Origin of the sequence: Pseudomonas sp. S37 (assembly GCF_016658545.1) — a bacterium.
In the GTDB taxonomy this organism is placed as follows: domain Bacteria; phylum Pseudomonadota; class Gammaproteobacteria; order Pseudomonadales; family Pseudomonadaceae; genus Aquipseudomonas.
Genome location: NZ_JACVZC010000017.1, coordinates 17452 through 29672, shown reverse-complemented (window position 1 = coordinate 29672; position 12221 = coordinate 17452). Strand labels below are relative to the sequence as shown.

The 12221-nt window shown below is 65.4% G+C and carries 11 protein-coding genes; 4 read left to right on the top strand and 7 right to left on the bottom strand.

Annotated features, from left to right (window positions below):
* Positions 1–115: 115 nt before the first annotated feature.
* Positions 116–253: a hypothetical protein gene (locus tag IAE39_RS08725; protein WP_201201386.1), complete on the top strand. Its 138-nt coding sequence runs from the start codon at positions 116–118 to the stop codon at positions 251–253.
* Between the two features lie 142 nt (positions 254–395).
* Here IAE39_RS08725 and IAE39_RS08720 read toward each other — a convergent pair whose 3' ends face one another.
* Positions 396–911, bottom strand: a complete 516-nt coding sequence (locus IAE39_RS08720; protein ID WP_201201293.1) for a dihydrofolate reductase — start codon at positions 909–911, stop codon at positions 396–398.
* Between the two features lie 54 nt (positions 912–965).
* On the opposite strand from IAE39_RS08720, the gene IAE39_RS08715 reads away from it, so the two are divergent.
* The gene (locus tag IAE39_RS08715) at positions 966–2357 is read left to right on the top strand and encodes a DUF2868 domain-containing protein (RefSeq protein ID WP_201201291.1); all 1392 of its coding nucleotides are present in this window, start codon (positions 966–968) and stop codon (positions 2355–2357) included.
* Positions 2350–3714, top strand: coding sequence for a GTPase/DUF3482 domain-containing protein (locus tag IAE39_RS08710; protein ID WP_201201289.1), 1365 nt, complete (start codon positions 2350–2352; stop codon positions 3712–3714). Before IAE39_RS08715 ends, IAE39_RS08710 begins: the two co-directional genes overlap by 8 nt.
* A gap of 57 nt (positions 3715–3771) precedes the next feature.
* Here IAE39_RS08710 and IAE39_RS08705 read toward each other — a convergent pair whose 3' ends face one another.
* The 6 genes from IAE39_RS08705 to IAE39_RS08680 form a co-directional block, all read right to left on the bottom strand.
* Complete coding sequence (locus IAE39_RS08705) at positions 3772–4320, bottom strand: phosphonate degradation HD-domain oxygenase (protein ID WP_201201287.1); 549 nt, start codon at positions 4318–4320, stop codon at positions 3772–3774.
* A 118-nt stretch (positions 4321–4438) separates the two neighbouring features.
* Positions 4439–5464, bottom strand: a complete 1026-nt coding sequence (locus tag IAE39_RS08700; RefSeq protein ID WP_201201285.1) for a putative 2-aminoethylphosphonate ABC transporter substrate-binding protein — start codon at positions 5462–5464, stop codon at positions 4439–4441.
* Between the two features lie 18 nt (positions 5465–5482).
* On the bottom strand, positions 5483–7207 hold the full coding sequence (locus IAE39_RS08695; RefSeq protein ID WP_201201283.1) for a putative 2-aminoethylphosphonate ABC transporter permease subunit: 1725 nt from the start codon (positions 7205–7207) through the stop codon (positions 5483–5485).
* Position 7208: 1 nt separating this feature from the next.
* Complete coding sequence (locus IAE39_RS08690) at positions 7209–8267, bottom strand: putative 2-aminoethylphosphonate ABC transporter ATP-binding protein (RefSeq protein ID WP_201201281.1); 1059 nt, start codon at positions 8265–8267, stop codon at positions 7209–7211.
* 208 nt (positions 8268–8475) lie between these two features.
* Positions 8476–9345, bottom strand: coding sequence for a LysR family transcriptional regulator (locus tag IAE39_RS08685; protein ID WP_201201278.1), 870 nt, complete (start codon positions 9343–9345; stop codon positions 8476–8478).
* A gap of 9 nt (positions 9346–9354) precedes the next feature.
* The gene (locus tag IAE39_RS08680) at positions 9355–11607 is read right to left on the bottom strand and encodes a heavy metal translocating P-type ATPase (protein ID WP_201201276.1); all 2253 of its coding nucleotides are present in this window, start codon (positions 11605–11607) and stop codon (positions 9355–9357) included.
* A gap of 83 nt (positions 11608–11690) precedes the next feature.
* Between IAE39_RS08680 and cadR the strand changes: the two genes are divergently transcribed.
* Positions 11691–12134 (top strand): cadmium resistance transcriptional regulator CadR, encoded by a 444-nt coding sequence (gene cadR, locus IAE39_RS08675; protein WP_201201371.1) that lies wholly within the window; start codon positions 11691–11693, stop codon positions 12132–12134.
* Positions 12135–12221: the final 87 nt, after the last annotated feature.

The window sequence follows — 12221 nt, the reverse complement described above, 5'->3', positions numbered from 1 at the left end:
GTGAGCCCGCCAATATCCGGTTACTCAAAGGCATGGGAAGCGCGCGTCAGCTGGCGACGGCCGTCGCTATACTGCTAACCGGGCTTTGCGAATACTCCGAGGGAAAGGAACCATCATGCAGCAGTACGACATGACCCAGGCCGAGGCCGTCAAGATGACCCGCGAAACCTTCTGGTATCCGGTTGCCATCGCCGTGGGTTTCGTTACGACGGTGGCCACTGTCACTGCCGTGATCATCAAGCTACTCACCTGACTATGGGGCTTGCCGGCGATCACCGCGTCGCCTGTTTCGCGGGTAAACCCGCTCCTACAAGGGACCGCGCAGGCTTTGAGCTCACACGGTAAATGTAGGAGCGGGTTTACCCGCGAAGGGCTGCAAAGCAGCCCCAACAATCTCAAACCCTGTCCCAAACCTCAAAGTGATACCCAGGCTTACCTTCCTCAACCTGCGCCTCACTCGAAACCAGCGTCCACTGCCCCCGGTCAAACTCAGGAAACCACGCATCCCCCTCCGGCGCCAACTCCACCCGCGTCAGGTACATGCGGCTGACCAACCCCTTCTCCAGCGCCTGCCCATACAGCTGCGCCCCGCCAATCAGCATCAGCTCATCGACCCCCTTCTCCCGCGCCCACTGCTCGGCGCGCACCAGCGCCTCTTCCAGCGAGCCGAACACCTCGGCCCCCGCCAGTTCCAGCCCGGCCTGGCGGCTGACCACGATGTTCAACCGCCCAGGCAGCGGCCGGCCCAGCGAATCCCAGGTCTTACGCCCCATGATGATCGGCTTGCCCAGGGTAGTAGCCTTGAAGTACTTGAAGTCCCCCGGCAGGTGCCAGGGCATGGAGTTGTCGATGCCGATCACGCGGTTCTCGGCGTGAGCCGCGATCAGGCTGAGGGGGAGTGATGTATTCATGCCAGCGAGGATAGCACCGGGCGTGTGGGTTATGCTTCTGCCCTGACCTGTGCAATGGAAGACCTTGTGACTGCACCCACTTCACTGGACAAGCGCTGGCTCACCGAAGCGGTACGCTTGCGCGAGGAACACGCCGGCCTGCTGGAAGACCAGGAAGCCAACCGCCATGCCCGCCAGCTCGGCGGCGACCTGGCCACGCGCATCGAAACCCGGGCGCTGTTCCTGGCCGAGCGCGACGGCATCACCAGCGCCCTGCGCCACTGGAAACAAGGCGCGCGCCTGGCGCTGCTGGCCCTGCTGCTGCTGGCCGTGCTCAGCGGCGCCGGCCTGGCCCTGGCTGGCCTTGGCGACGGCCAGCGGCCGGTCAATGTGTTCTGGGCGCTGGGCAGCCTGCTCGGGCTGAACCTGCTGACGCTGCTGGGCTGGGCCATCGGCTTTGCCTTGAGTGGCGAGCATGGCGCGGGGCTGGGGCGCCTATGGCTGTGGCTGAGCGAGCGCTTTGCCCGCGATGCCAAGGCCGCGCACCTGGCGCCGGCCCTGCTGGTGCTGCTGCAACGCCAGCGCCTCAACCGCTGGCTGCTCGGCCTGTTGGTGCACGGCCTGTGGCTGCTGGCGATGCTCACCGCGCTGGGTATGCTGCTGGCATTGCTGGCCACCCGGCGCTATGGCTTCGTCTGGGAAACCACCCTGCTTGCCGCCGACCCGTTCATCCACCTGACCCGGGCGCTGGGCGCCCTGCCCTCGTTGCTGGGCTTTGCCGTGCCTGACGAGGCCATGATCCGCGCCAGCGGCGACAGCCTGCCGGCCCTCGACCTGGCGCGCCAGGCCTGGGCCAGCTGGCTGCTCGGCGTGGTGCTGGTGTACGGCCTGCTGCCGCGCCTGCTGCTGGCCGGGCTGTGCCTGTGGCGCTGGCGCCAGGGCCGCGAACGCCTGGCCCTGGACCTGAGCCTGCCCGGCTATGCGCAACTGCGCGACGCACTGATGCCGCGCAGCGAGCGCATCGGCGTGCAGGACGCCGCGCCCGAAGCCTTGCCAACGTTTGCCGCCGGCCAGCTGGAAAGCGGCAGCAGCGGTGCCCTGCTGGTGGGCCTGGAGCTGGACGACCAGCGCCCTTGGCCACCCGCCCTGCCAAAAAGCGTGATCGATGCCGGTGTGCTCGACAACCGCGAATCGCGCAACCGCCTGCTCGAACAACTCAGCCGCTTCCCGCCGGCACGCCTGGCCATCGCCTGCGACCCGCGCCGCTCACCCGACCGCGGCAGCCTGGCGCTACTTGCCGAGCTGGCGCGCAATGCCGGGGCAACCCGTATCTGGCTGCTGCAGGCCGCCCCCGGCCAGGCGCTCGATGCCCAGCGCCTCGGCGACTGGCACGAAGCCCTCGACCGGCTTGGCCTGCAGCATGCCGACACCTCACCGCTGACCTGGCTGGAGCATGGCCATGACTGAGCCACTGAAACTGGCCGTGGTCGGCCACACCAACGTTGGCAAGACTTCACTGCTGCGCACCCTGACCCGCGACGTCGGCTTCGGCGAGGTGTCCCACCGCCCCAGTACCACCCGCCACGTCGAGGGGGCGCGGCTGTCGGTGGATGGCGAACCCTTGCTGGAACTGTACGACACCCCCGGCCTGGAAGACGCCATCGCCCTGCTCGACTACCTCGAACGCCTGGAGCGCCCGGGCGAACGCCTGGATGGCCCGGCCCGCCTCGAGCGGTTCCTGCAGGGCAGCGAAGCGCGCCAGCGTTTCGAGCAGGAGGCCAAGGTGCTGCGCCAGTTGCTGGCCAGCAATGCCGGCCTGTATGTGATCGATGCCCGCGAGCCAGTGCTGGCCAAGTACCGTGACGAACTGGAGGTGCTGGCCAGCTGCGGCAAACCGTTGCTGCCGGTGCTCAACTTTGTCGCCAGCCACCAGCACCGCGAGCCGCAATGGCGTGAAGCCCTTGCCCGGCTTGGCCTTCACGCGTTGGTGCGGTTCGACAGCGTGGCCCCGCCAGAGGATGGCGAGCGCCGCCTGTACGAAAGCCTGGCCCTACTGCTGGAGGACGCCCGCCCGGCCCTGCAGCGCTTGATCGACGACCAGCAGGCGCAGCGCCTGGCCCGCCAGCACAGCGGCAAGCGGCTGATTGCTGAGCTGCTGCTGGACTGCGCCGCCTGCCGGCGTAGCGTGGAGGCCGAGCCCGCTGCCGAGGCCCGTGCCATCGAGGCGCTGCGCCAGGATATCCGCCAACGGGAGCAGCGTTGCGTCGAAGCGTTGCTCAAGCTGTATGCCTTCCGCCGCGAGGATGCCCATGCCAGCGACCTGCCGTTGCTGGATGGGCGTTGGGGCGATGACCTGTTCAATCCCGAGACTCTGAAGCTGCTGGGCGTGCGCCTGGGCAGTGGTGTTGCGGCAGGCGCTGCGGCAGGTGCCGGGGTCGACTTGCTGGTGGGCGGGCTTACCCTGGGTGCGGCTGCACTGGCCGGGGCGATTGCCGGTGGTGCGCTGCAGACTGCGCGCAATTACGGGTCGCGGTTGATGGGCAAGCTCAAAGGCAAGCGCGAACTGACCGTGGATGACACGGTGCTGCGCCTGCTGGCCTTGCGTCAGCAGCAATTGATGGCGGCGCTGGATAACCGCGGGCATGCGGCGCAAGACAGCATCAGGTTGGGTGAACTGGATGAAAAGGCCTGGCGCGAGGGCAAGTTGCCGGAGGCGCTGGTGAAAGCGCGGGCGCACCCGCAGTGGTCCACCTTGAACCCTGGGGCGAAGCTGAACCAGGCGGAGCGGCAGGAGCAGTTGGAGGCGTTGGTTTCGCAATTTTGAGTGGGCAGGTCTGGCCTATTCGCGGGTAAACCCGCGAAGAGGCCAGCACAGGCAACCTCAAATCAAAGCCAAGGCCTTGTCCTTAAGCACTGCCAGGTCAACCACCGGCACCCCAACCTCCTTGGCCATCTCATCCCACTCCCGCATGCGCAAACTCACCGCAAACAACGGGTCCCGCTCAAACGCATCCGCCTCCGCCTCACTCATCACGCCCCCCTGATATTCCAAGGTGCGCCGGCTCGCCTCGCTCAACTGCTGGTAATACCCCGGCCGGCGCAACGTCAGGTAGCGCTTGGCCTCCACGTGGTACTGCACCAGCCGCGCCATGCGCTCGCCAAAGCCACAGCGGCGCAAGTACTCGGCACCAATGCGCTCATGGCTGACCACGCCGTACCCGCCCATGCTGGCATCACCGCCGCACAGGTGGCCGATGTCGTGGAAGAACGCCGCCAGCACCACTTCATCGTCGAAGCCTTCGGCCATGGCCAGTTGTGCGGCCTGGGACATGTGTTCGAGCTGGGTGATGGCTTCGCCGATGTAGTCGTCGCTGCCGTGGCGGTCGTACAGGGCGAAGGTGCTGGCGATGATCTGGGCGGGGGTGGGCATCAGGGTTTTCTCCTGGCTTGATAGAGGCGGTGGCTTCTTCGCGGGTAAACCCGCTCCTACAACGGCCGTACATCGTCTGTTGTAGGAGCGGGTTCACCCGCGAATAGGCCGGTACAGGTTACTGCTGGGCCACCTTCTCCGATTTGCCGTCATAACGCTTGCGCCATTCAGCCAGAATCTCGTCACGGTTCTTCGAGGCCCAGGCAAAGTCGTTCTTGATCAAGCGCTGCTCATAATCCGCCGGCAACTCGGTCTGCGGCTTGGCAATGCCAGGCGCAGCCAGCACGGCGAAGTTCTCTTTGTACAACTCCATGGCCGCCGGGCTGGCCGAGAAATCAGCCAACCGCTTGGCCGCATCCGCCTTGGGCGACCCCTTGATCACGGCAGTCGCTTCGATCTCCCAACCCAACCCTTCCTTCGGCAACACGATATCCAGCGGCGCACCCTGGCGCTTCAACTGCACGGCCGGGTACTCGAACGAGATGCCGATCGGGAACTCACCCGCCGCCGCCAGCTTGCACGGCTTGGAGCCGGAATGAACGTACTGGCCGATGTTCTGGTGCAGCGCGTCCATATAGGCCCAGCCCTGCGGCTCGCCAAAGGTCTGCAGCCAGGCACTCACATCCAGGAAGCCGGTGCCCGACGAGGCCGGGTTAGGCATGACGATCTTGCCCTTGTACTCGGGCTTGGTCAGGTCTTGCCAGCTCACCGGCTTGCTCAGGCCCTGCTTTTCGGCCTCGATGGTATTGAAGCAGATGGTCGCGGCCCATACATCCATGCCCACCCAGGCAGGCGGGTTGGCAGCGTCGCGGTAGTTGGCGGAAATCTTGCCCAGGTCCTTCGGCGCATAGGCTTCAAGCATGCCGTTCTGGTCGAGGATGGCCAGGCTGGAGGCCGCCAGGCCCCATACCGCATCGGCTTGCGGGCGGTCTTTCTCGGCCAGCAGCTTGGCGGTGATGATGCCGGTGGAATCGCGCACCCATTTGATCTCGATATCCGGGTTGGCCTTTTCGAAGGCTTGCTTGTAGCTCTTCAGCTGTTCGGCCTCCAGCGCGGTGTAGACCGTCAGCTGGGTACCGGCGGCCGAAGCCTGCAGGCTGAATACGGCGCAAACGGCAGCGGCAAGTGCAAGGTGCTTGTACATGGGTAGGTTCCTTACAGGTCAGACGGTCGCGGCGCGTTGGCGCCAGGCTTGGGAGCGGCGCAACAGGCCGCGTGAGGCTGCGGCCAGCAGCAGTGAAGCGCCGGCACTGGTCAGCAAAATCAGGGTGGACATGGCAGCAGCGCCGCCGACGTTGCCGGCGTCGTCCATGTTCAGCACGGCGACGGCCGCCAGGATGGTGTCGGGGCTGTACAGGAAGATCGCCGCCGACACGGTGGTCATCGCCGAGACGAACAGGTAGCGGATGATGTCCAGCAGCGCCGGCAGGCAGATCGGCACCGTCACCCGCAGGAAGTGCTTGTACAGCGGCGCCTTCAGCGACAGTGCGGCGGCTTCAAACTCGCCGTCGAGCTGGCGCAGCGCCGTGGTCGCGGTCATCTGCGCAGTGGTCAGGTAATGGGCGATGGTGCACACCACCAGCAGCCCCATGCCGCCATACAGCACATGCAGCGGGTTGCCGTTGAGGTTGAAGAAGAAGACATAACCCAGGCCCAGTACCAGGCCCGGCACGGCCATGGGGATAAAGCTGAGCAGGCGCAGCACCTGGTTGAGCAGGCGTTGGCCCTGGGTTTTCTCCATCAGGTAGGCGCCGGTGAAGATCACGATGCTGCCGATCAGCGCAGTGCCAATGGCCATGGTCACGCTGTTGCGGTAGGCCAGCCAGCCACCCCCGGCGGTGTCTTCGAACATGTAGTGACGCAGCGACAGCGACAGGTTGTAGGGCCAGAAGGTGACCAGCGACGAGTACACCGCCATGCCGATCACCAGCAGCAGCGCCGCGCACACCAGCAGCACGATGGCCAGGAAGCAGGCATCACGGCCACGCGACGGCTTGGGCTCGAACACCTGGGCACGGCCGCTCATGGCCTCGCCCTGGCGCCGGCGCAGCCAGGCGTCGACACTGAAGCTGAACAGCGCTGGCAGTAGCAGCACCATGCCGATCAGCGCGCCGCGGCCGAACTGTTGCTGGCCGACCACGGCCTTGTAGGCTTCCAGCGCCAGCACCTGATAGTCGCCACCGACCACGACCGGCACGCCGAAGTCGGTGATGGTCAGGGTGAAGACCAGGCAGAACGCCGCGAACACCGCCTGGCGCGTGGCCGGCCAGGTGATGCTGGTGAACGCCCGGCCTGGGCCGGCGCCCATGCTGGAAGCCGCGTCGAACAGGCGGGCATCGGCCAGTGACAACGCCGACAGCAGAATCATCAGCGCATGGGGGAAGGTGTAAATGGCCTCGCCCAGCACGATGCCCCAGAAGCCGTAGATGTTGTCGCTGAGCAAACCGCGCAGCAGCCCCTGGTTGCCGAACAGGTATACCAGGGCAATGGCCGGCAGCATCGACGGCGCCAGCAACGGCAACAGCGAAATCCCCCGCCACAGGCCCTTGGCCGGGATCAGTGTACGTTGCAGGGCATAGGCAAACAGGTAGGCCAGCGGCACCACGATGGCCGCCACGGTGAAGGCTACCGACAGGCTGTTGCCGAGCAACCAGTGGAAGTTGTCGCTGGCGAACAGCTCACGGGCGGCCAGCAAGCCACCGCCCTGGCCAGCTTCACCACTGAAGCCTTTCCAGAAAATGGCCAGCAGTGGCATCAGCACGGCCAGCACCAAAAGGATCAGCAGCAGGCCCTTGCCGCCGACGACGAACAACCGGTCGCCCAGGGCGACACCCGCACGCGGCGCGGCTTTGGCCTGGCTCAGCGGCAGGGACATTGGCGCGGCCATCTCAGGCAAACACCTGCAGGCTCTGCGGTGGCAGCGCCACCCAGATGTCCTGCGAGCCCAGGCGTGGCATGGCTTCGGGAGCCAGCTCGGCCAGCAGGGCATGGCCAGGCAGGGCCTTGAGCTCGAAGCTCATGCGGCAGCGGTTACCCAGGAAAGTGATTTCGCGGACCTTGGCCGGGAACAGGTTTTCTTCGTGCACCACCGGGTTGACCGTAATCGCCTCCGGGCGGCAGAACAGCCGGCCGCTGCTGGCCTGGGCCGAGCCGGGTGACAGGCGCATGTTCATGCCACCGACCTGGGCATGGCTGTCACCGCTGCGCTGGAACGGCAGCCAATTGCCCTGGCCGACAAATTCGGCGACGAACGGCGTGGCGGGCTGGTCGTAGATTTCCTGCGGGGTGGCGTACTGCTCGACCTGGCCGTTGTTCATCACCGCAATGCGGTCGGCCATCAGCATGGCCTCGTCCTGGTTGTGGGTGACCATCAGCGTGGTGATGCCCAGTTGGCGTTGCAGCTGGCGCAGCTCGGTGCACAGGTGCTCACGCACCCGGGCGTCCAGTGCCGACATGGGCTCGTCGAGCAGCAGCAGCGACGGGGACGGTGCCAGCGCACGGGCCAGGGCCACGCGTTGCTGCTGGCCGCCGGAAAGCTGGCCGGGGTACTTCTTCTCGCTGCCGGCCAGGCCTACCAGTTCGAGCATTTCGGCCACCCGTTGGCGGGCCTGCTCGCGGCCGCTGCCGGTCAGGCCGTAGGCGATGTTGGCTTCGACGGTGAGGTTGGGGAACAGCGCGTAGGACTGGAACAGGATGCCGTAGTCACGGGCCTGGGGCGCCAGCTCGGAAATGTCGCGCTCGCCGATGTACAGCGTGCCGCGGTCCTGGCGCTCCAGGCCGGCGATGCAACGCAGCAGCGTGGTCTTGCCACAGCCGGACGGGCCGAGCAGGCACACCAGCTCGCCCGCGGCGATGTCCAGCGAGACATCGTTGAGCGCGGTGAAGGCACCGAAGCGCTTGTGGATGTTGCGCACTTTCATCTGTGCGCCGGGGGTGGTGTGGTTCATGGCAAGGCCTCATCGAAGAGATGGGGGCCATGCTAGGAAGGCTGTGCGAAGGTTCTGTGGCTTTTGGGCAAAAGCTGGTGATAGTGGTATAGGCAGATTTTGTATTGGCCTGCGCGGGCCTCTTCGCGGGTAAACCCGCTCCTACAACGAGTTGCGTATACGCGGAAAATGTAGGAGCGGGTTCACCCGCGAAGAAGCCCACACAAATCTAGAAGTGCGAACCGGCCACTTCCTGCGCCACCCCCAGAAATGCCGCTGGCAACCGGGCCTGGCGCCGCTCTTTCAGGCAATACAGGTACTCATGCATCACCGGCGCATTCTCCAGCGCCAGCACCCGCAGCTCGGGGTTATGCGGCACCTCGTGCCGGGCAATCACGCTGATGCCGATATTGCGTAGCACCGCCTCGCGGATCGACTCGCGGCTGCCGATTTCCAGCAGCGCCCCGGCCTTGACCCCGGCCTCCTGCATCATCTGCTCGGTCAGCTTGCGTGTGGTCGAGCCCTTTTCGCGCATCAGCAGGCAATGCCCGGCCACCACCTCGATCGACACTGCCTGCCGATGAGCCAGCGGATGATTACGGTGTACCGCCACCACGAGCGGGTCCGTCCCCAGCACCCGCCGCACCAGCCGCGCGTCTTCCAGCAGTTGCGACGAGGCCGCGATATCCACCCGGTAATCCTCGAGCATTTCCAGCACCTGCTGCGAGTTGCCGATCTCCACCGCCACTTCCACCTGCGGCAGGCGTTCGCGGTAGATCTTTACCAGGTCGAGAATGTAGTAAGGCGCGGTGGCTGCAATGCGCAGGCTACCTTGGGCCTGGCCGCTGTTGCGCAGCTCGAATTCAATGTCGGCCTCCTGCTGCAGCAGTGCCTTGACCATCGGCAGCAGGCGCACACCCTCCTCGCTCAGCACCAGGCGCCGCCCGCCACGGTAGAACAGCTCTACCGCATACTGGCTTTCCAGGTTGCGGATCTGCGTAGTCACCGTGGGCTGGCTGAGCCCGAGCTTCTTCGCCGCCAGGGTGATGCTGCCCAGGCGGGCCACCATGTAGAAGGCTTTGAGCTCGGCACTGAGCATTGCATGACCTCATTTGCGCAGCAGGCGCAGACCGTTGAACACCACCAGCAGGCTCACGCCCATGTCGGCGAACACCGCCATCCACAGGGTGGCCATGCCGGCAAAGGTAATCGCCAAGAATATCGCCTTGATGCCCAACGCCAGAACGATGTTCTGCATCAGGATCGCCGCACTTTGGCGCGACAGCCTGACGAAGGCCGGGATTTTCCGCAAGTCGTCGTCCATCAACGCCACGTCGGCCGTCTCGATGGCGGTGTCGGTACCGGCCGCCGCCATGGCAAAGCCGATCTCGGCCCGGGCCAGCGCTGGCGCATCGTTGATGCCGTCACCGACCATGCCCACCCGATGGCCCTGAGCGTACAGGGCTTCAATGGCTTTCAGCTTGTCGGCCGGCAGCAAGTTGCCCTCGGCGCGGTCGATGCCCACCACTGCTGCAATGGCTTGGGCGGTGTGCGGATTGTCACCGGTCAGCATGACAGTCTTGATACCCAGCTCATGCAGCTCGGCGATGGCCTGGCGGCTGCTGTCCTTGACCGTGTCGGCCACGGCGAACAGCGCCAGAGGGCCGCTGCGGTCGAGCAGCAGGACGACGGTCTTGCCCTGACGCTCCAGCGCATCCAGTTGGGCCTCCAGCTCGGGCGAGCACAGCCCCAGCTCCTCGACCAGGCGATGGTTGCCCAGGTGATAGACCTCACCGCCGATACTGCCGCGCACGCCACGGCCGGCCAAGGCCGCAAAGTCATCAACCTCGCTCAAGGCCAGGCCCTGCGCCTTGCCGAACCGGGCAATGGCACGGGAAACCGGGTGGTCCGAACGTTCGCCCAGGCTGGCGGCCAAGGCCTGCGCACGGCCCTCGAACAGCGGCTCCAGCACTTTTGCATCAGTCTGCACCGGCTTGCCATGGGTGATGGTGCCGGTCTTGTCCAAGGCCAGGAAGTCCAGATGCCGGCCGCCTTCCAAGTACACGCCCCCCTTGATCAGGATACCTTTGCGCGCTGCGGCGGCCAGGCCACTGACGATGGTTACCGGCGTCGAGATCACCAAAGCACACGGGCAAGCCACCACCAGCAGCACCAGGGCGCGATAGACCCAGTCGAACCAGGCGCCGGCCATGAACAGCGGCGCAATGACCGCCACGGCCAGGGCAATGGCGAATACCACCGGGGTGTAGATACGCGAGAAACGGTCGACGAAGCGCTGGGTCGGTGCCCGCGCACCTTGCGCTTCTTCGACGGCCTTGATGATCCGCGCCAGGGTCGATTGCCCGGCAGCGGCGGTGACGCGGAACTCCAGAGCGCCCGCCTGGTTGATGGTGCCGGCGAACAGCTTGTCACCCACGGCCTTTTCCACAGGCAGGCTTTCGCCGGTAATCGGCGCCTGATCGACGCTGGATTGCCCACCGGTCACCTCACCGTCCAGGCCAATGCGTTCACCTGGGCGTACCCTTACCCGCGCGCCGATGGCCACCTCCCGCACCTCCACGTCGCGCCACTGGCCATCGGCCTGCTGCACCGTGGCCATGTCCGGGGTCAACTGCATCAGCCCGCTGATGGCGTTGCGTGCACGGTCCAGCGAACGGGCCTCGATCAGCTCGGCAACGGTGAACAGCACCATGACCATGGCCGCTTCCGGCCACTGGCCAATCAGTACCGCGCCGGTAACGGCGATACTCATCAGCGCGTTGATGTTGAGGTTGCGGTTTTTCAGGGCAATCCAGCCCTTCTTGTAGGTGCCCAGGCCGCAGCCGAGGATCGCCGCAAGAGCCAGGACCGCCACCACCCACTCAGGTGCGAGTGCAGAGAAGTGCACGATTTCGGCGGCGATCGCGGCAATACCGGACAATACCAGCGGCCACCAGCGAGTCTTGGCTGGTTGTGGCGTGCTGGCACTGCCGTCGTCCTCGGCACCCATTGGCTCGGCCTTCATGCCCAGGCTGTCGATGGCCCGCTCGATGTCAGCGGTACCCTCCAGCGTATGGCGTACACCCAGCACCCGGTTGATCAGGTTGAACTCCAACTGCTCGATGCCGGCCAGCTTGCCCAGCTTGTCCTGGATCAGGGTCTGCTCGGTGGGGCAGTCCATGGCGTCGATGCGGAAACGGCTGAGCTGCGCCTGCGCACTGGCCGTTTCGCTCAGTTGCACCAGAGAGGGCGCAGCTTTGGAACTGCAGCAGCTGTGACCGTGGCTGGCATGGCCATGGTCTTCATCGCCATGGGCGTGATCGTGCGTGTGCTTGTGTTCGTGGCTGACAGGCTGGTTCATGGGGTCATCCTTAAATTGAGCCTGTTGCCAAGTGAACACCCTGTAGCCACTATAGGGTCAAGCCATTAGCGAGAGATTTCGTGATGAAGATCGGAGAACTGGCCAAAGCCACCGACTGCGCGGTGGAAACCATCCGTTATTACGAGCGGGAAAACCTGCTGCCGGAACCGGCGCGCAGCGAGGGCAACTACCGGCTATACACCCAGGCCCATGTGGAACGACTGACCTTCATCCGCAACTGCCGCACGCTGGACATGACCCTGGACGAAATCCGCAGCCTGCTGCGCCTGCGCGACAGCCCGGATGATTCGTGTGGCAGCGTCAATGCGCTGATCGACGAGCATATCGAGCATGTGCAGGCACGGATCGATGGGCTGGTGGCGTTGCAGGAGCAGCTGGTGGAGCTGCGGCGGCGCTGCAATGCGCAGGGCTCGGAGTGCGCGATCTTGCAGCAACTGGAGACGAACGGGGCGGTATCGGTGCCGGATACCGAGCATTCGCATGTGGGGCGTAGTCATGGGCATTGAGCCAAAAGCTTCGCGGGTGAACCCGCTCCCACAGGGACCGCACCGCATCTGAAGGCGACGCTATACCTGTGGGAGCGGGTTCACCCG